Origin of the sequence: Embleya sp. NBC_00888 (assembly GCF_045207655.1) — a bacterium.
In the GTDB taxonomy this organism is placed as follows: Bacteria; Actinomycetota; Actinomycetes; order Streptomycetales; family Streptomycetaceae; genus Embleya.
This window is the reverse complement of the sequence record NZ_CP108784.1, coordinates 3,792,474-3,811,368: the sequence shown is the minus strand read 5'-3', so window position 1 is coordinate 3,811,368 and position 18,895 is coordinate 3,792,474. Positions and strand designations below refer to the sequence as shown.

At 72.5% G+C, this 18,895-nt stretch carries 18 protein-coding genes; 10 read left to right on the top strand and 8 right to left on the bottom strand.

The features are described from left to right. Positions 1 to 90 precede the first annotated feature (90 nt). Positions 91 to 747: a bifunctional DNA primase/polymerase gene (locus OG948_RS15745; RefSeq protein WP_406297153.1), complete on the bottom strand. Its 657-nt coding sequence runs from the start codon at positions 745 to 747 to the stop codon at positions 91 to 93. 445 nt (positions 748 to 1,192) lie between these two features. On the opposite strand from OG948_RS15745, the gene OG948_RS15740 reads away from it, so the two are divergent. The 6 genes from OG948_RS15740 (at position 1,193) to purU (ending at position 8,285) form a co-directional block, all read left to right on the top strand. Beyond that, a complete protein-coding gene (locus OG948_RS15740; RefSeq protein WP_406297152.1) occupies positions 1,193 to 2,569 on the top strand; it encodes a transcriptional regulator in 1,377 nt (458 codons plus the stop codon). A gap of 206 nt (positions 2,570 to 2,775) precedes the next feature. Then, the gene (locus OG948_RS15735) at positions 2,776 to 4,173 is read left to right on the top strand and encodes a hypothetical protein (protein WP_406297151.1); all 1,398 of its coding nucleotides are present in this window, start codon (positions 2,776 to 2,778) and stop codon (positions 4,171 to 4,173) included. Between the two features lie 311 nt (positions 4,174 to 4,484). Next, the gene (locus tag OG948_RS15730) at positions 4,485 to 5,609 is read left to right on the top strand and encodes a uroporphyrinogen-III synthase (RefSeq protein WP_406297150.1); all 1,125 of its coding nucleotides are present in this window, start codon (positions 4,485 to 4,487) and stop codon (positions 5,607 to 5,609) included. Positions 5,610 to 5,761: 152 nt separating this feature from the next. Then, positions 5,762 to 6,616 (top strand): hypothetical protein, encoded by an 855-nt coding sequence (locus OG948_RS15725; RefSeq protein WP_406297149.1) that lies wholly within the window; start codon positions 5,762 to 5,764, stop codon positions 6,614 to 6,616. 187 nt (positions 6,617 to 6,803) lie between these two features. Then, positions 6,804 to 7,241, top strand: a complete 438-nt coding sequence (locus tag OG948_RS15720) for an SCO4402 family protein (RefSeq protein ID WP_395873387.1) — start codon at positions 6,804 to 6,806, stop codon at positions 7,239 to 7,241. Positions 7,242 to 7,388: 147 nt separating this feature from the next. Then, positions 7,389 to 8,285 carry a formyltetrahydrofolate deformylase gene (gene purU, locus OG948_RS15715; protein WP_395873360.1) on the top strand — a complete coding sequence of 299 codons (897 nt, stop codon included), beginning with the start codon at positions 7,389 to 7,391 and terminating at the stop codon, positions 8,283 to 8,285. 180 nt (positions 8,286 to 8,465) lie between these two features. Here purU and OG948_RS15710 read toward each other — a convergent pair whose 3' ends face one another. Then, a complete protein-coding gene (locus OG948_RS15710) occupies positions 8,466 to 8,684 on the bottom strand; it encodes a hypothetical protein (protein WP_406297148.1) in 219 nt (72 codons plus the stop codon). A gap of 431 nt (positions 8,685 to 9,115) precedes the next feature. On the opposite strand from OG948_RS15710, the gene OG948_RS15705 reads away from it, so the two are divergent. Continuing rightward, a complete protein-coding gene (locus OG948_RS15705) occupies positions 9,116 to 10,309 on the top strand; it encodes an RtcB family protein (RefSeq protein WP_406297147.1) in 1,194 nt (397 codons plus the stop codon). A 7-nt stretch (positions 10,310 to 10,316) separates the two neighbouring features. Here OG948_RS15705 and OG948_RS15700 read toward each other — a convergent pair whose 3' ends face one another. From OG948_RS15700 to OG948_RS15685, 4 genes are all read right to left on the bottom strand, one after another. Next, positions 10,317 to 11,144, bottom strand: coding sequence for a hypothetical protein (locus OG948_RS15700; protein WP_406297146.1), 828 nt, complete (start codon positions 11,142 to 11,144; stop codon positions 10,317 to 10,319). Between the two features lie 164 nt (positions 11,145 to 11,308). Next, positions 11,309 to 11,851: a DUF1772 domain-containing protein gene (locus tag OG948_RS15695; RefSeq protein WP_406297145.1), complete on the bottom strand. Its 543-nt coding sequence runs from the start codon at positions 11,849 to 11,851 to the stop codon at positions 11,309 to 11,311. A gap of 132 nt (positions 11,852 to 11,983) precedes the next feature. Next, complete coding sequence (locus tag OG948_RS15690; RefSeq protein ID WP_406297143.1) at positions 11,984 to 12,463, bottom strand: DUF1772 domain-containing protein; 480 nt, start codon at positions 12,461 to 12,463, stop codon at positions 11,984 to 11,986. Between the two features lie 2 nt (positions 12,464 to 12,465). Then, a complete protein-coding gene (locus tag OG948_RS15685; RefSeq protein WP_406297141.1) occupies positions 12,466 to 13,311 on the bottom strand; it encodes an NmrA family transcriptional regulator in 846 nt (281 codons plus the stop codon). 80 nt (positions 13,312 to 13,391) lie between these two features. On the opposite strand from OG948_RS15685, the gene OG948_RS15680 reads away from it, so the two are divergent. Further along, positions 13,392 to 14,381 (top strand): AraC family transcriptional regulator, encoded by a 990-nt coding sequence (locus OG948_RS15680; protein ID WP_406297140.1) that lies wholly within the window; start codon positions 13,392 to 13,394, stop codon positions 14,379 to 14,381. Between the two features lie 51 nt (positions 14,382 to 14,432). Here OG948_RS15680 and OG948_RS15675 read toward each other — a convergent pair whose 3' ends face one another. Both OG948_RS15675 and OG948_RS15670 read right to left on the bottom strand, forming a co-directional pair. Beyond that, complete coding sequence (locus OG948_RS15675; RefSeq protein ID WP_406297138.1) at positions 14,433 to 15,866, bottom strand: ATP-binding protein; 1,434 nt, start codon at positions 15,864 to 15,866, stop codon at positions 14,433 to 14,435. After that, positions 15,863 to 16,564 carry a response regulator transcription factor gene (locus OG948_RS15670; protein WP_406297137.1) on the bottom strand — a complete coding sequence of 234 codons (702 nt, stop codon included), beginning with the start codon at positions 16,562 to 16,564 and terminating at the stop codon, positions 15,863 to 15,865. Before OG948_RS15670 ends, OG948_RS15675 begins: the two co-directional genes overlap by 4 nt. A 65-nt stretch (positions 16,565 to 16,629) precedes the next feature. Between OG948_RS15670 and OG948_RS15665 the strand changes: the two genes are divergently transcribed. After that, positions 16,630 to 17,832: a UDP-N-acetylglucosamine--N-acetylmuramyl-(pentapeptide) pyrophosphoryl-undecaprenol N-acetylglucosamine transferase gene (locus OG948_RS15665; protein ID WP_406297135.1), complete on the top strand. Its 1,203-nt coding sequence runs from the start codon at positions 16,630 to 16,632 to the stop codon at positions 17,830 to 17,832. Continuing rightward, the gene (locus OG948_RS15660; RefSeq protein WP_406297133.1) at positions 17,829 to 18,854 is read left to right on the top strand and encodes an SDR family NAD(P)-dependent oxidoreductase; all 1,026 of its coding nucleotides are present in this window, start codon (positions 17,829 to 17,831) and stop codon (positions 18,852 to 18,854) included. Before OG948_RS15665 ends, OG948_RS15660 begins: the two co-directional genes overlap by 4 nt. Positions 18,855 to 18,895 lie beyond the last annotated feature (41 nt).

Sequence of the window (18,895 nt, the reverse complement as noted above, 5' to 3'; positions counted from 1 at the left end):
CCTTGCGTTGCGTCTTGGCCGGGTTGGGGGTTTTGTGCCCACCCGCCCACCCGTGCCGTCGGGTGGGATGGCCGCGGTGTACGGCGGGAACTACCTGGCCTCGACCAGTGCTCGGCCGCAGGCGTAGGCGATGGGGCTCACCAGTTCGCGGGCCTCGGGGAGCCAGCGGTTGAGTTCGGTGGGTTCGCGGGCCCACGAGGCGCTGCCGGAGCTGCCCATCCGGGACGGCGGGGCGACCACCCAGTCGCCGTCGCCCTTGGGGATCAGGTCGATCGCGCTGGTGCCCCAACCGATGCGGCGCAACATCTCGCCCATCTTGTCCCGGGCGCCGGGGAGTACGAGGAACTGGAGCCGCCGGGTCGGGGTCGCGATCACCGGGCCGAGCGGCAGCCCCATGCGTTCCAGCCGGGCCAGCGCGAGGCAGCCGGCCTGTTCCGGGACGTCGATCACGTCGAAGCCGCGACCGGTGGGCAGCAGGATCGCCGCGTCCGGGTGCTCGCCCCACCAGCGCCGCACCAGCGCGGGCGAGCTGGCCGCCTGGACCGCCCAGTCGCGCAAAATGGGGTGCGCGCCCGGCGTGGCGCATCCGGGATGGCCGCAGCCGCAACGACGCCCCGCACTGTTCTCGATCACCGAGGCGCCGGGAACCACGTCCCAGTGCCGGTCCTCGGCGTAACGGACTGCGGTCTCTACAAGCGTGTCGCGGGCGAGCTGCCGGGCCCCCAGGGTGTCTTCCACGTGCTGCACAACTGTGGGACCACGGGATGGTTACGGCCGGCCGCCACCGCACTCGCGGCCACCCGTACGGCGGACCCCGAACGGCGCGGGGTCGCGCGCCGGAGCGCCGCGCTCCGGGATGGCGAAACCGGATGATCAGGGGCGACGGGATCATCGGTGGCCATCCGGCGCAAGGGGGGCGCATGGGTGCAGACCCGGGGGCGCAATGAAGGGTGCCCTATCCGCTGCTCTATACGGGTCACTACGCTCCGTACGCGGATGACATTTCATACGACCGGCGGACAAGATCGGCAATTCCGGCCGATCCGGATCTCGGCAGATGGACGCCGTCCGCTGGACACGCATCACGGACTCATCAGGCATCAGGGCGAGGACACGACGGGGCCGGAGGATCCCCGTCGCGCCGATCCCGCATGCCGCAAGCCCGCACCGACGGGTCGGGGAGGGAACGCCGATGGCCGCGCGAACGCAGGCGAGCAGGCAGCCCAACGAAAGGTTGACGGCACTGATCCAGGAGGCCGGTTGCTCGAATGCCGGGCTCGCCCGCCGGGTCAACATGTGCGGGGCCGAGCACGGCATGGACCTGCGCTACGACAAGACCTCGGTGGCCCGGTGGCTGCGTGGTCAGCAGCCGCGCGGCGCGGTGCCCAACCTGATCGCCGAGGCGATCGGCCGCAAGCTCGGCCGGCCGGTCACCGTCGAGGAGATCGGCATGGCCGACGGTCGCAGCCTGGCGACCAACGTCGGCCTCCAGTTCGCCGCCACGCCGGCGGCCACCGTCGAGGTGGTCACCGAGTTGTGGCGCAGCGACGTCAACCGGCGCGACTTCCTGCTCAACTCCTCGGTCGCGGTGGCCGCGCTGGTCGCGCCCAGCCGGGACTGGTTGATCACCGAGCCGGACGCGCAGGTGGCCCGGATCGGCGGGCCGCGCGTGGGCGCCTCCGACATCGAGGCGGTGTGCGCGACCACGGACATGTTGTCCGCGCTGGACCACCGGTTCGGCGCCGGGCACATCCGCCCGGTCGTCGTGCACTATCTGGGCAGCGTGGTCACCCAGCTGCTCAACGGGACCTATTCCGACGAGACGGGTCGCGCGCTGTTCGCGGCCGTGGCCCGACTCACCGAGCTGGCCGGTTACATGGCCGTGGACACCGGCCAGCCGGGTCTCGCCCAGCGCTACTACATCCAGGCCCTGCGGCTGACCCAGGCCGCGGGCGACCGCGCCTACGGCGGATACGTGCTCGCCGCCGGGATGAGCCACCTCGCGGGCAGCCTGGGCAACCCGCGCGAGATCACCCAGCTCGCGCGCGCCGCGCAGGAGGGCGCCAAGCAGGAGGCCACGCCCACCACCCAGGCGATGTTCCACGCCGCCGAGGCACGCGGGCACGCGCTGCTCGGCGACGCGCGCGCGTGCGAGGCGTCGTTGTCCCGGGCCCAGTCCGCGATGGACGTCGCGACGCCGGACGAGGATCCGCAGTGGATGGGGCACTTCTCCCAGGCATACCTCGCCGACGAGTTCGCGCACTGCTACCGCGACCTGGACCGGCCCCGACAGGCCGAGGCGGCGGCCCGCGCGGCCCTGGACGGGCACGCCGACACACGGGTCCGGCGGCGGGCCGTGGACACCCTGCTGCTGGCCACCGCGCACCTGCAACAGAACCGGCTCGACGAGGCGTGCTCGGTCGGCGCACAGGCGCTGGACCTGGTGGGCCGGCTGCACTCGGCGCGCGGCCTCGAATACCTCAAGGACTTCCAGCGCCGACTGGAGCCCTATCGCGACGAGCACGTGGTCCGCGAATTCGCCGAGGCCGTGCACGCCGTCCCGGCCTGAGCCGCGCGCGGGCCGCCGACCTGCGCGAAGACGCGTTTCCCCGGCCGATTCCGGCCGGTGGGGTCGGTGCGCCCGGGGTGCGCCGCTGTTCGCCGATCGAACGTCTGAGTTACCGTCGGGCGGAACGCGGTACCGGCCGCCGGGCGAACCGGACGGTCGCGTGACCGCCGCGCGCGACGGCTCGAGGCGACGAACGGGTGGATGGCATGGGATCCGGTGCAGCGGACGGCGGCGGGGGCGAACGGGGCGGGGGCGGCGAGCAGCCGCCGGGGCCGTCGCCGTTCGGTCCGCTCGAACTCCCGCGCGACGAGACCGAGGTGCTGCCGAGGTTCGAGGACTACGCGGACCAGGGCCCGCCGCAGGGGTACGGCGCGCCGCAGCAGCCCTACGGCGCGGCGCAGCCGTACGGCGGCGGGCCCTACCCGCCGAACGAGCCCTATCGGACGAACCCGCCCCACCCACAGGCGCCGGGAGGCCCGGCCGACCAACCCGGAGCGACCCGGCTCGCGCCGCTTCCCGGGCTCGCGCCGCCCGCCGCGCCGGGGCAGGTACCGCCGCGCCCCATGCACGCGCCCCCGGGGGCGCCCGGCGCCGTCGGCGCGTCGGCCGGTCCGGCGGTCGGGCCGGAGCTGTTCCGCCCCGGCCCGGCGCCCGCCGCCGGACCGGCCGACGCCACCCAGGTGTTCCCGGCCGGATTGTTCCGGGACGACGTCGGCGCCTCGCCGGCCGGACCGGGACCTGCGGGCACCTCCGGACAACCGCTGCCGCCGGCCTACTCGGCGCAGCCGGCGCCGCCCGCCTACACGGCGCAGCCCGCGGCCCCAGGTCCGGCGGGGCCGCCCGCGGCCGCCGGATACGCCGCGCAGCAGCCCTACTCCCCGCAGTACGCGCCGCCGGGCACCCCGCCGCACGGGCCCGGGCCGGGCGGTCACGGCGGCTCCGGCTCCGGGCGGCCCAGGACCCCGCTGATCGCGGCCGGCGTCGGTGCGCTCGTCGTGGTCGCCGCGATCGGCGTGTTCGCCAGCGGCGCGTTCGGCAACGACGACAAGAGCGACAACGCGGACAAGGGCGCCGCGACCGGCTCGTCCGCGAAGCCGGACCCGTCGGGCTCCGGCGCGCCCGGGGCCACCGCACCGCCGGCCAAGGCCGACGAGGCCGGCGCCCAGGCGTCCGCCGTGGACCGGCTCCTCCAGGCCGGCGCCGGGTCCCGCCAGGTGGTGTCCCAGGCCGTGCAGCGGATCCAGAAGTGCGACGACCCCGCGGCCGGCGTGCAATCCCTGAACGAGGCCGCCCAGCAGCGCGACCAGCAACTCGCCGGCCTGGCCAAGCTGTCCACCGACAAGCTCACCGGCGGCGCCCAGTTGGTCGCCGGCCTGCGCGACGCGTGGACCGCCTCCGCCGAGTCGGACCGCGAACTCGCGGCCTGGGGAACCGAGATGACCCAGGGCGGCTGCAAGGGCAAGCACGCCGAGAACACCGACCACAAGCGCGCCGCCGACCGTGCCGGCGGGCGGGCCACCACCGCGAAGAACAAGGTGGTCGGCCTGTGGAACCCGATCGCCACCGAGCACAACCTCAAGCAGCGCACCGCCGGCGAGTTCTGAGCCCCGGACCCGCGCCGGTCCGGCCGGCCGGCGAGCTCCGGGCCGGCGGTCCCGCTCCGGACCCGTCGGGCGGCGAGCTCCGAGCCTGCGGACTCGCCTCGGATCGTCGGGCGGCGAGCTCCGAGCTTCCGGACTCGCCTCGGACCCGTCGGGCGGCGAGTTCGAAGCCATCGGACCCGCCCCCGGTTCCGTCGGGCGGCAAGTCGAAGCCGGTGGGCCCGCCCCGGTCCCGCCGCCGTTCGACGCACGCGCTAACTCCCGCGTGACCGTCCGGCAACAGAGCCGTAACACACGTCGGCGAGTCTCACCCCATGGAGACTGGCACGGGGGACGAGCCGCTGATCGGGTTCACCATCGGCGTCACCGCGGCCCGGCGTCGCGAGGAACTCGTCGCCCTGCTCCAGGGCTTGGGCGCCAAGGTGATCGACGCGCCCACCGTGCGGATCGTGCCGCCGGCCGAGGACACGATCCTGCGCCGGGCCACCGAGCAGGCATTGGACCGTCGCCTCGACTATGTGGTGGCCACCACCGGCGTGGGCTGGCGCGGCTGGTTCGCCGCCGCCGACGGCTGGGGGCGCGGCGCCCGGCTGACCGCCGCGTGCCGGGCCGCCGTGGTGGTCAGCCGCGGGCCCAAAGCGGGTACCGCGGTGCGCGCGTGTGGCCTGCGCGAGGTGTACTCGCCCGGTTCGGACGCCGGCGACGAGGTGCTGGCCTGGCTGCTCGCGCGCGACCTGCGCGGGCGGCGGATCGCGGTCCAGCAACACGGCGCGCCGCTGGAGGGCTTCGCCGACGCGCTGCGCGAGCGCGGCGCGGACGTGCTGGAGATCCCGGTCTATCGCTGGGGACCGCCGGACGACCCGGGCGCGGTGCGCCGCCTGGTCGAGCAGACCGCGCGCCGGGAGATCCACGCGCTCACCTTCACCAGCGCGCCCGCGATCGGCGCGTTCCTGGACACCGCCGACGAACACGGCCGCCGGGCCGACGTGTTGGCCGCGTTGCGAGCCGACGTACTGCCGGTGTGCATCGGCCCGGTGTGCGCGCGGCCGCTGGCCGAGCAGGGCGTCGAGTCGGTGTGGCCAGAGCGCGGCCGGCTCGGCTCGCTGGTGCGCACGATCACCGAGACGTTGCCCGCCCGGGCCCGCCGCGAACTGGACACCGGCACCGAACGCCTGGTCCTGCAGGGCAACGCGCTGCTGGTCGACGGTCGGACCATCTGGCTGCCCCCGGTGCCGGGCGCGGTGCTGCGCGCGCTCGCCGAGAAGCCGGGCTGGGTGCTCAGCCGGGCCGAGTTGTTGCGCCGGGTGTGGGCCGACACGCGCACCGACGAACACGCGGTGGAGGCGGCGGTCGCCCGACTGCGTGCCGCGCTGGGCCCGTACGCGAGCCTGGTCCGCACGGTCACCAAGCGCGGCTACCGCCTGGCCGTCGACCCCTGACGCGGGTTCTCCGGGCCCGCCGAGCCCGAAGTCCCGGGCCAGGATCGGGGTACCGGCAAAGCGGTATATTTCCAGTGCCCGCCACCCCCCGCCTGGTAGGAGCCGAGGGCCAACCCGCACCATGGGCGGGTGACAGGGGGTGAACACGAACCTTGATACGCATACGGAAGCGCACACGACTGTCGACGGTCGTGCTGCTCGCCACGACCATGGCCGGCGCCGCCGCGTGCTCCGGATCGCCCGACACCGACCGGGTCGCCGGCACGGTCGCCACCGCGGGGCCCAGTTCGGCGCGCCTGACCTCGGACGGCCCCAAGCCCGTCGCCGCGGACCGGCCGAGCGGCTCGGTGGCGCCGGTGGTCCCGCCCGCCGCCGCCGGCGACACTCCCGAATCGGGTGCCTACGGGACCGAGCTGCTGACCCACCTGCGCACGACCCCGCACGGGAGCCACGTGAGCAAGGTCCGGGTGGCCAGCTCGTACAAGGTCTACAAGGTCACGCTCGAAACGGACCTGGTCCGCGGCAACGGTTCGGACACGCAGGCCGAGGAGATCGTCCGCGACCGTGCGGGCAAGCTGCTCACCGAGACCGCCCAGTGGGCGGAGGACCATCCGGCGTTGTGGGTCGGCGGGATCGAGATCCTCGACTCGGACCGCGACGCGATCGACTTCCGGCTCGGCGCCGAGCGGGACGACCGCAAGCCGGCCGCGGACGACTACGGGTCCGCGATGCTGGCCGCGCTGCACACCACCCCGGAGGGCACGCGCCTGCAGCAGGTGCGGCTGACGCTGGACCACAAGGGCAAGTACGAGGTCGCGATCGACACCGACCTGTCCTCGCACCTGCCGGGGGACTACTCGACCGAGGCCGCGCAGACCTTCAACACCGCGGCCCGGATCCTGCTCGTGGCGCAGAACTGGATCCGCGACCACCCGGGCTTCGACGTGGCCGCGCTGCGCGTGTACGACGTCGAGCGCGGGCTGATCACCATCAAGGTCGTCGACTGAGCGAGCCGATCGGCCGACCGACCCGCGACCGGACCGCCCGGTTGCCGGGATCGGTCCGGTCTGCGGCATGATCGGTGGAAATTCGAGGTGATCGAAAGCATCCCGTCCGGAACCGATCGGGAACGGAACGGGATCGGATCGGCGAAACCGAAGCGGAGACAGGGGAGGAGGCGCCACGATGACACGTATGCGCCAGAGCACCGTTCCGTGGTGGCGTTGGCGGGCCCAGGTCCGTTCCGCGCTGCACATGTTCGGCGACCCGACGTTCCAGCGCGAGTCCTGGCTGGCCGGCCGCCCGGAGTACGGCTCGATCACCGACGCCGTCTATCGCCTGGTCGGCGACTCGTGGCTGGACCGCTGGTCCGCGACCACCTACATCGGATGCCTGGTCGTCGACGCGGACGAGGCCGCGCTGGTGGACGCCGCGGTGGTGGAGATCCTCGCCGTCCTGCACGACATCGGCGAGGACGCGCCCGCGCCCGCCTACCTCACCCACTCGCGCTGGCCGCAGGTCGTCGCCACCTCGCGGGCCGCGCACGTCGCGCTGGCGAAGACGGACGAGGACGACCCGGAGGCGCCCCCCGACTCGCTCGACGTGCTCCGCATCCGCACCGGCGGGCGCTGAGCCCGCGCGGGACGTGGGATCCTGTACGACCGGCCGGGTCGCCCGGCCGGTCGGGTCCCGTCCGGGATCGGGTCGCGCGGACAGCAGGCGGATCGGGCATCCGGAAGGCCGAAACCAATGCCGCAGATGGAGAAGAAGGGCACGTCCATGACCGAGCAGACCCAGCCTGTCGACGGCAGCGGTGACGTGTCGACCGGCGGCCAGTACGTGCTGACGTTGTCCTGCCCGGACAAGCGCGGCATCGTGCACGCGGTCGCCAGCTTCCTGATGATGACCGGCTGCAACATCGTGGACAGCCAGCAGTTCGGCGACCGGGACACCGGCCTGTTCTTCATGCGCGTGCACTTCACCGCCGAGCAGGGCGTCGAGTTGGACGCGCTGCGGGCCGGCTTCACCGCGGTCGGCGCGTCCTTCCACATGGACTGGCAGATCCACGACGGGGACGCGCGGATGCGCGTGTTCGTGATGGTCAGCAAGTTCGGCCACTGCCTGAACGACCTGCTCTTCCGCAGCAGCATCGGCGCGCTGCCGATCGAGATCGTGGGTGTGGTGTCCAACCACCGCGACTTCGAGGAGCTCTCCCGCTCCTACGGTGTGCCGTTCCACCACATCCCGGTCACCCGGGAGACCAAGCCGGAGGCCGAGGCGCGGCTGCTCGCGCTGGTGCGCGAGAACGACGTGGAACTGGTGGTGCTGGCCCGATACATGCAGGTGCTGTCGAACGACCTGTGCAAGCAGCTCGAGGGCCGGGCGATCAACATCCACCACTCGTTCCTGCCGAGCTTCAAGGGCGCCAAGCCCTACCACCAAGCGCACGCGCGCGGGGTCAAGCTGATCGGCGCGACCGCCCACTACGTCACGGGCGACCTGGACGAGGGCCCGATCATCGAGCAGGAGGTCGAGCGGGTGGACCACGCGGTCACCCCCGCCGGCCTGGTCGCGGTCGGCCGCGACGTCGAGTGCCAGGCACTCTCGCGCGCGGTCAAGTGGCACTCCGAGCGACGGGTGCTGCTCAACGGGACTCGCACGGTCGTTTTCACCTGAGTGACCTGAGTGACCTGAGTGACCTGAGCGATCCGAGTAGTCCGAGCCATCCGACGGGCCCGAGTGCCCTGAGCGACCCGGGCAACCCAGGTAACCCAGGCAACCCGGGCAAGCCGGAGAACCAGGGGAACCCGAGCGCTCCGGGCAGCCCGAGCGCCCCGGGTCAACGGTCGACTCGGCTCACCTGACGCTGAGCACGAACGCCGCCGAGCCCACCGCGGCGGCGGCGACGCCGGCGATCCACCCGGCCCGGGTGGCTCGGGGGAATTCGGTGCGCTCCCGGGGGCCGTCGCCGTCGAAGTCGCGGACCACGGGTCGCACCCGGGGCCGATGGCGGTCGCGCCCGAAGACGACACAGGCTACGGCGGTGATCCACGCGGCTACCCCGACGACGAACATGCCTCGGGAATGTACGCCCGACCCGGTTGGCTGTCACAGCGGCGCGCGGGTGTGCGCGCGGGGCGCGCGCGTACGTCGTCCCCGCCCCGGCCGGAAAATCCTTTGCGGGGTGGGCCGTTGCCGTGGCTTGATGGAGGCCGAGCCACGACAGGTCCTTTCCGTGTGTCCTGTCCTCGTAGGGAGAGGAGCGAGCCGGTGCGGTTCCGTGACAACGGCCGATGCCCCGTCCAAGGCGCCTCGGCCCGCCGCGTGTAACCCCCTGCTTCGCTCCCGCTCCGCGGGTCCCGCAGTCGCCAACCCTGCGGCACCCGCCACCGGCTGCCCCGTGCCGCACCCGGACTCACTCCCCGGAGTGCGCCGGGGCAGCCCACCAAGACTTCGAGCCGCCGTGCTCATGTTCAGCCATACCCATTCAGGAGAATGATCCAGATATGTCGTACACCGAGGTCCCGGGTGCCCGGGTACCGATTCGCATGTGGACCGACCCGGCCGCGGTCGAGGGCCAGGCCATGCAGCAGCTCCGCAACATCACCACGCTCCCGTGGCTGCACGGCCTCGCCGTGATGCCCGACGTGCACTACGGCCGCGGCGCCACGGTCGGCTCGGTGATCGCCATGCGCGACGCCGTCTGCCCGGCGGCGGTGGGCGTGGACATCGGCTGTGGCGTGTCCGCTATCCGTACCTCGCTCACCATCAAGGACCTTCCGGACGACTTGGCACACCTGCGTTCGCGGATCGAGGCGAATGTGCCGGTGGGGCACATGGGCCACAAGGAGCCGGTGGACGTGCGGAAACTGCACGCGTTCCCGGTCGCGCGCTGGGACGACATGTGGAGCCGGTTCGACGAGCTGGCTCCGGCCGTGCACTTTCGGCGGGATCGGGCGGCGAGCCAGCTGGGCACACTCGGCGGTGGAAATCACTACCTGTCCCTGGACAGCGACAACGAGGGCCGGGTGTGGCTCCAGCTGCACTCCGGTTCGCGCAACATCGGCAAGGAACTCGCCGACCACCACATCGGTGTTGCGCAGTCGCTGCCGCACAACCAGGATCTCGTGGACCGGGACCTCGCGGTGTTCATCGCGCACACGCCGCAGATGGAGGCGTACCGCGCCGATCTGTACTGGGCGCAGGAGTACGCGCGGCTCAACCGGGATCTGATGCTCGCGTTGTACGGAGAGGTCGTGTCCAAGTACTTCACGAAGCGCCAGGTCACCTTCGATCGGGCTATCTCGTGCCACCACAACTACGTCTCGGAGGAGACCTACGACGGCGTGGATCTGTTGGTGACCCGTAAGGGCGCGATCCGGGCCGGCAGTGGCGACCTCGGTATCATCCCGGGTTCGATGGCGGTTGGTTCGTACATCGTGCGTGGCCTCGGCAACATCGACGCGTTCAACTCGGCGTCGCACGGGGCGGGCCGGAAGATGAGCCGGAACGCCGCGAAGAAGCGGTTCACCGTGAAGGACTTGGTCGAGCAGACCGAGGGTGTCGAGTGCCGCAAGGACGCGGGCGTCGTGGACGAGATCCCGGGTGCGTACAAGAACCTGGATCGGGTCATGCGCCAGCAGTCCGATCTGGTCGAGATCGTCACGCACCTGAAGCCGCTGATCACGGTCAAGGGCTGACGGGGCGTCACGAGAACAGCGTCAACTGCGGGGGAGCCGGTTCGACCGGCTCCCCCGCTTTGGTAAGCCGCCATCGGCGGATCGCGCAGCTCGCGACGGTTCGGCCGAGCAATTCAGCGGCGATATCGGCCGGGTGGGACAGCACGACGGTGTCGTCGGCCTCGTTCCAGCGACGCGGCGCCGATCGGGCTCGCATGTGGGCCGGGCGTTCCCATGCCTTGACACTCTCGGCTTTCGCGGCCTTTCGTGCGAGTGCGAGACTGCCGTCGTAGTACAGCTCGCGCGCGATCGCAACGGCCGGGTCGCTGGTGTAGAGGATGTTGAAGACGTCATCGCGAACGTTCCTGCCGGGGTGTCGCGGTACGCCACTGACGGCCAGGCCGAATGCGCAGAAATAGTCCGAGACGGGCCGGCTCGACGTGGTCAGACTGAGGAACGGATAGCCCTTTGCCGTGATGCCGACCGCGCCGTCCGCGTCGACGAGCCCGCGTACGTAGTCGCGCGCGAGATGGTCGGTGTCGGGCGGGCCGATCGAGGCGGACTTTCTGCCGTAGGGCAGTCCCAGGCTTCGGAGAGTCTCGCGGGCCTCCAGCGCGTGTACGGACCAGGTCGCCGAGGTGTATTCGGCCGAGAAGTTGGTTGTGCGCGTGCGCTCGCGAATCGCACTCGGGTATGGGCACAGGCGCTGGAAGCGCTCCAACAACTCGCGGTCGCAGACGCCTACTTCCAGGCTCAATCGGCCGCGTTGGCGGGAGTCTGCGGAGAGGTGACCGTCGGCTTGCAGGAAGCCGAACATGTACGAGTACTCGGGACGGCGCAGATCCATGAAGTCCATCGCACCAATGTGCGAGTCGCCTGCCGGGCAGGATGCTCGAATGCCGATCGTTCACCGGAATGGAGCAGCGTCCGCCGAGGACCGCGCGGTGGACGACCGCCAACACATCGAGACGCGCTCCGGCGAGCAGTCGCTCACCGAGGCGGGTCTTCCCGCGTGTTCGGTCAGGGGGTGCGGGTGGTGCGGGCGAGGAGGTGGACGGCTCGGGTGAGGGTGGCCAGGGCGGCGGTGGCGGCGAGGGTGCGGGCTGTGTTCCAGGCGATCCAGGCGTTCTCGACGTCGTCGCGGAGCTTTTCGGGGTCGGCGATCCGGGCCGGGTCGCCGGCGTCCTTGATCTTGTTGTTCAGCGGGATGTTGCCGCCGATGGTGATCAGCATGCCGACGAAGGCGAGGACGACGCCGGCGATGATCCAGCGGTTCGCTTCGGTGAGGCCGAGCTTGCGGGCTCGGACGATCGTGATCACGCCGAGGATCGGGGCGCCGAAGAAGCAGGCGAAGAAGACCGGGTTCTCGATCCGTTTGTTGACCTGCTGGAGGACGTCGACGAAGGTGCGGGCGTCGACCTGGCCCAGGCCCGGCATGATCGCGACGGCGAAGCAGAAGTAGACACCGGCGACCAGGCCCGTGGTGACCAGGGTTGCGCCGAGGAGGATGGCGGCGGTGCGGGTCGCGGGAGTGGTTTCGGGTGGAGTGAGCTGCCGATTCATGCCGGGGTCCCCGTTGTCGAGTGGTTGGTGATCGTGTCGCCGGTGCTGCGGTGCTGCGGTGCTGCGGTGCTGCGGTGCTGCGGTGCTGCGGTGCTGCGGTGCTGCGGTGTTCGGGTGTGTTCGGAGCCGGGGTCAGCGGGTGAGGGCGATGACGAGGAACGCGGCCGCCGCGATGCCGGAGAGTGCGCGCAGGTGGTTCGCCCGCGTCCAGTCGGCGAGGTAGCCGGCCCACAGTCGCTCCTCCGCCGCGGAGTTCGGCTCGACGGCGGCGAGCGCGTTGTTGCGGGGCACGTGGTACCCGGCGGTGAGCACGATCGTGCCGACCAGGTAGAGCGCGGCGCCGACGAGCAGGTAAACCGCGTACGCCTCACCCCACGAGACGATCGCCGCGATGCCCAGGCCCACGCACAGCAGTGCGGTACCGAACAGGCCGGCCATGAAGGGGGCGGTCACGGCCGTGACGTTGATCGATCGCATGGCCGCGGCCCCCTGAGCCGCCGGGAGCCGGCCGAGGCCCGCCATGACGAAGGAGGAGAAGCCGAAGAAGACTCCACCCATGCTCGCGCAGCCGAGGGCCGCGACAAGCGTCAGGATGAACAGGGGGCCGCTCATGGTCACACCTTCCAGACACCGCGGGCGGCGGCGTCACGTGCGTAGTCGGAGAAGTCGCGGGGTGCCCGACCGAGCGCCCGCCGCACGCCGTCGGAGACGTGTGCGTTGCGCCCGTCGAGAACCTCGCCGAACAGGAAGGACAGCAGGTCGATGACCTCCGCCGGTACCTGGTGCTCGACCAGGACCGCCGAGTATGCCTCCAACGGGACCTGCGTGAACGTGATTTCCCGGCCGGACGCGCGGGCTATCTCGGCGACCGCGTCGGCGAAGGTCAGCAGCCTGGGGCCGGTCACCTCGTACACCTGGCCGGTGTGCCCGTCCTCGGTGAGCGCGGCCACCGCGACGTCGGCGATGTCGTCCACGTCGATGAACGGCTCGCCCACGTCGCCGACCGGCAGCGCCACGTCTCCGCTCATGATCGGGCCGAAGAACTCGCCCTCGTCGAAGTTCTGCGCGAAGAAACTCGCTCGCACGACGGTCCAGTGCGCGCCGGAGGCGCGCACCCGGGCCTCGGCGTCCTGCGCCTCGGGCTCGCCCCGACCGGACAGCAGGACCAGGTGCCGGACGCCGCTCTCGACCGCGAGTTCGGCGAACGCGCCGACCGTGTCCGCGCCGCCCGGGGCGGCGATGTCGGGCTGGAAGGAGACGTACACGCTGTCGATGTCGCGCAGGGCCGGGGCCCAGGTGGTGCGGTCCTCCCAGTCGAAGGGGATGGGCGCCGAGCGGGAGCCGAGCCGGACCGAGCGGCCGAGCGCGGTGAGCTTCTCGGCGATCCGGCGGCCGGTCTTGCCGGTCCCGCCCAGGACCAGCGTGGTGGTGTTCGCGGTGTGCTGCTCGTTCGTCGTCATGGCTTTATTCAATGCCCTGGCGGTGAGAGTGAACATCGCTGAAGCGCCCAATTACATGTTTGATCGTCTAAGGTTTCGGCATGGACGCTCTCGCGAGTCTGCTCAACGGACCTCGGGCGCAAGGCGCCTTCCTGCTGCGTTCGATGCTGAGTCCGCCGTGGTCCATGCGGATCCACGACGAGGCGCCGCTGACCATCGTGGCGATGGTGCGCGGGCACGCGTGGATCGCGCTCGACCGGGGGGACGCGGTACGGCTGACCGCCGGCGACGTGGCGATCGTGCGCGGCCCCGACCACTACCGGATCTCCGACGAGCCGGGTTCGCAGCCGCAGATCATCATCCATCCGGGGCAGCGCTGCTCGACCCCGGACGGTCGGGACCTGGCCAAGGAGATGGCCCTGGGCGTGCGTTCGTGGGGAAACAGCGCGGACGCCGAGACGATCATGCTGACCGGGACCTATCAGATGGCCGGCGAGGTCAGCCGTTCGCTGCTCGAATCGTTGCCCACGCTCGCGGTGATCCGCGCGAGCGAGACGGACTCCCCGGTGATCCCGCTGCTCGCCGACGAGATCGTCAAGGACGGGCCGGGTCAGGACGCGGTCCTGGACCGGCTGTTGGACCTGTTGCTGATCTCCGTGCTGCGCACGTGGTTCGCCCGCTCGGGCGCGGACGCGCCGGGCTGGTACCGGGGTTACCGCGATCCGGTGATCGGGCACGTGCTGAGCCTGATCTACAACAACCCCGAGCAACCGTGGACGGTCGCGTCGCTGGCCGCCCAGGCGGGAGTGTCCAGGGCCTCGCTGGCGCGCCGGTTCGTCGAGGTGATCGGCGAGCCGCCGATGACCTTCCTCACCGGCTGGCGCCTCGCGCTGGCCGCGGACCTGTTGTGCGAGCCGACGGCGACGGTCGGCGGGGTCGCCGAGAAGGTGGGCTACGGCGACGCGTTCGCGCTCAGCACGGCGTTCAAGCGAGTCCGGGGGCTGAGCCCGCGCGAGCACCGCACCCGGGCGCTGCGGCGCGAGGGCGTGGGCATCGACGGCTCGCGGCACCTGATTCCCGACCGGGGCTGACCCGGGCGGTTCGGTCCGACCCGAACCGCCCGCCCCAACTGCCCGCGTCGGTCAGCCCGGTCCACCGGTCGGTGGCGCGATCGTCGGGGGCGCCGGGGGCCGCGGGGGCGCCCCGGCGGAAGGCGCGGCGGCGAACCGCAGTCGGAACAGCGCGCCGCCACCGGGCGAGGACTCGGCCGTGAGCGTGGCGCCGTGTGCCCTGGCGATCTGTCGGGCCATCGCCAAGCCGAGCCCCGAACCGGGCAGTGCCCGCGCGGCGGAGGCCCGGTAGAAGCGGTCGAACACGTACGGCAGATCCTCGGGCGCGATGCCGGGACCGTGGTCGCGCACGGTGAGTTCGAGGTCGGCGCCGAGCACCACCTCGACCGGGCCGCCGGCCGGGCTGAACTTGGCCGCGTTGTCGAGCAGGTTCGACACCAGTCGGGCCAGCCGGGCGGGTACGCCCGGCACCGTGCGTGCGCCGGCGAGGTCGACGAACTCGAAGGCCACCGTCGGCCAATGGCCTCGGGCCGCCCGCACGCAGTGGCCGACCAGCGTGCTCGGCCGGACCTGCTCGACCAGCGGCTGCGGCTCCTCGTCCCGGGCCAGTTCGATCAGGTCGTTCACCAGGCCGGTCACCTCGCGCAGTTGGCGCTGCAGCCCGGCGCTCGCGCGTTCGCGCTGATCCGCCGTCAGCCGGTCGGCCCGGCCCAGCAGTTCCGCGTTCGTACGGAGCGCGGTCAGCGGCGTGCGCAACTCGTGCGAGGCGTCCGCGACCAGCCGGCGCTGCGCGGTCACCGACTGCTCCAGCTCGCCGAGCATCGCGTTGAAACTCCCCGCCAGGCTGGTGAGTTCGTCCTCTCGTCGGCCCGGCGGCACATCGATGCGCAGGCTCGCGTCCCGGGTCGCCGCGATCCGCTTCGCGGTCGCGGTCAGCCGGGCCACCGGGGCCAGGCCGGTCCGGGCCACCGCGTAGCCCAGCCCGGCCGCGAGCAGCACGCCCGCCGCCGCGACCGCCGCCATCAGCTCGCCCGCCTGCCGGACGCCCTTGTCCACCGCGTCCGAGCGCAGCGCCACCTGGATCGCCGTGCCCGGGCTACCCTGGGTGGTCAGCATCCGGGCCGGCCGGCCGCCGACGGTGACCTCGGTGTAGAACGCCCGGCGTTCGCGCGCCGCCACCTCGCGCGTGGCGGACCCCACCGGCAGCAGATACGGCGCGGACGGGTCGGCCCCGGGGCCGGCCGGCACGATCTGGGCGCACGGCGGGGCGGCCAGGTAGGCGCATTCGCCCTGGAGTACTCCCGGCGGGTCGGCGCGGTGCCGAAGTCGAACCTGGGTGGCCTGCTGGGTCAGGTTCAGCTCGAGCTGATGGACCAGTTCGTAGCGGATGATCGTGTACGCCGCCGCGCACACCCCGAGCGCGACCAGGGCCACCGCGCCGGTGCAGGCGAGGGCGAGACGGGTGCGCAGCGGCCGGCGCCTGCGCCACCGCGCGTGCGCCCTCACCCGCGGTCCGAGTCGCGGTCCAGCCGGTAGCCCACCCCGTGCACGGTGTGCACCAGGCGCGGTTCGCCGCCCGCGTCGAGCTTGCGGCGCAGGTAGCCGATGTACACCGCGAGCGAGTTGGAGTCGGGACCGAAGTCCGCGCCCCACACCCGGTCCATGATCACCTCGCGGGGCAATACCTGGCCCCGGTGCCGGAGCAGCAGTTCGAGCAGGGCGAACTCGGTCCGGGAGAACTCCAGCGGCCGGCCGCCCCGGTTGCCGGTGCGGGTGAGCGGGTCCACGGTCAGGTCGCCGTAGGTGTAGGCGCGCTCCTCGGCCGGCTCGGGGGCCGCCCGGCGCAGCAGCGCGCGCAGGCGGGCGGTCAGCTCGTCCAGCGCGAACGGCTTGACCAGGTAGTCGTCCGCGCCCGCGTCCAGCCCGTCCACCCGATCGCTGACCGAGTCGCGCGCGGTCAGCACCAGGATCGGGGTGCGGTCGCCGAGGGCGCGCAGGCGGCGGCACACCGCGAGGCCGTCCAGGACCGGCATCAGGATGTCGAGCACGATCGCGTCCGGTTGCCACCCGGCCACCTCGCTCAGCGCCGCCGGGCCGTCGGCGGCGCCGCGTACGAGGTATCCCTCGACCGCGAGGCCGTCCTCGACGGCGGCGCGTACTTCCGGGTCGTCGTCCACGACCAGCACCTTCGGTCCGTTGCCCATGGGGTCAAGGCTCTCAAAAGGGACGCTTAGAACTCTCTTATCCCGGGCCGTGAGGCTTCGGTGTCATGCACTCAGGACATGCGGAACACCTTGACGAAGGCCCCGGCCACCGGCCGCTCTCGGTGCTGATCGGGGCCGGTGGCACCGGCGGCCACATCTACCCCGGGCTGGCTCTCGCGGACGCGTTGCGGCGCGCCGATCCGAGAGCGGTGATCTCGTTCGTGGGCACCGATCGCGGTCTGGAGACCCGATTGATCCCGGCGGCGGGCTACCGGCTGCACACCGTGGACATGATTCCCTTCGACGCGGCGCTGGGGCTGCGCCGCTACCTGTTGCCCGCGGCGCTGCTGCGCTCGGGGCTGCGCTGCCGGGAGATCCTGCGTGCCCAGGGCGCGCAGGTCGCGGTGGGGATGGGCGGCTATCCCAGCGCGCCGGCGATCGTCGGCGCGCGGCTCGCGGGTCTGCCGAGCGTGGTGCACGAGTCCAACGCGGTACCGGGTCGGGCCAACCGGTTCGCGGCCCGGCTGACCCCGAACGTCGCGCTCGCCTTCGACCGCACCCGCGAGCACCTGCCCGCGGGCCTGGCCGCCGAGACGGTCGGCATGCCGCTGGTCGGCGAGTTGGCCGGGCTGGACCGGCCCGCGCTGCGCCCCGAGGCGCGGGCTCGGCTCGGGGTGCCGCGCGGTGCCCGTCTGGTCCTGGTCAACGGTGGCAGCCTGGGCGCCGCACGACTGACCGAGGCCGCGGTCGCGCTGGCCGAGCACTGGCGCGAGCGCGCCGACGTGCGACTGCTGATCAAGACCGGCCCGGCCGCGTTCGAGGCGGTCCGGGCCGCGGTGGCGGGCAGCCCGGTGGCCGAGGCGGTCGCCTACCTGGACCGGATGGACCTCGCGTACGCCGCCGCCGACCTGGTGGTCTGCCGAGCGGGCTCGGCCACCGTCGCCGAACTGGCCACGATCGGCGTGCCCGCCGTGCTGGTGCCCTATCCGTACGCGCCGCACGACCACCAGACGCACAACGCTCGCGTGTTGTGCGACGCCGGCGCCGGGTTGCTGGTGCCGGACGCCGCGTGCACCGGCGAGCACCTGGCCGCCGTACTCGAACCGCTGCTCGCCGACCCGTTGCGGTTGGCCGCGATGGCCCGCGCGTGCGGGCCGGACACCCACGCGCACGCCGCCGACCGACTGGCCGCCGCGGTGCTGCGCACGATCGGCCGGTCCGCGGCACCGGCCCCGCACCGCACCGACGAATCCCGGAGGATCGCATGACCACCAGTCTCGACCCGAACGCCCCGACCCCGACCCCCACCGACTGGACCGGCCGCACCGTGCTGGTCACCGGCGCCGAGGGCTTCATCGGCAGCACGCTCGTCGACCTGCTGGTCGAACGCGGGGCCCGGGTGCGCGCGTTCGTGCACTACAAGCCGTACGCCGAACGCGGCCACCTCGCCGGTCACCTGGCCGACGGGCGGGTGGAGATGCTCGCGGGCGACGTCCGCGACGCGCACCGCGTCCTGGACGCCGTCGCGGGCTGCGACACGGTGTTCCACCTGGCCGCGCTGATCGGGATTCCGTACAGCTACCAGGCACCCGAGGCGTATGTGCAGACCAACGTGGTCGGCACGCAGAACGTCGCCGCGGCGTGTGTGCGGCACGACGCCCGGCTCGTGCACACCTCCACGAGCGAGGTGTACGGCACCGCGCTGGTCGCGCCGATCGCCGAGACCCACCCGCTCCAGCCGCAGTCGCCGTACTCCGCGTCGAAGATCGGCGCGGACATGATGGCGCTGTCCTACCGGCACGCGTTCGAGCTGCCGGTGTCGGTGGTGCGGCCGTTCAACACCTACGGTCCGCGTCAGTCGGCCCGCGCGGTGATCCCGACGATCCTGGCCCAACTGCACGCGGGCAGTCGCGAGGTGCGGCTCGGCTCGCTCACCCCGACCCGGGACTTCACCTACGCGAGCGACACCGCCGAGGGGTTCCTGGCGGTGGCGCTGGCCGACGCCACCCTGGGCGAGGTGATCAACCTGGGCACCGGCACGGAGGTCTCGATCGGTGAACTCGCCCGGGCGCTGATCCTCGCCTCCGGCCGGGACGCCGAGGTCGTGGTCGACCCCACGCGCCTGCGTCCGACCGGCAGCGAGGTCGAACGCCTGCTCTCGGACAACACCAAGGCCCGCGAACTCGCCGGCTGGAAGCCCCGCGTCGACCTGGCCGAGGGCCTGCGCCGCACCTCCGCCTGGATCCGCGACAACCCCCGGGCCTTCGCCCCGAACCGCTACCAGGTCTGATCCATCGGCGGCGGCCGGGTGCTCGGTGGCAGGTGGGAGGG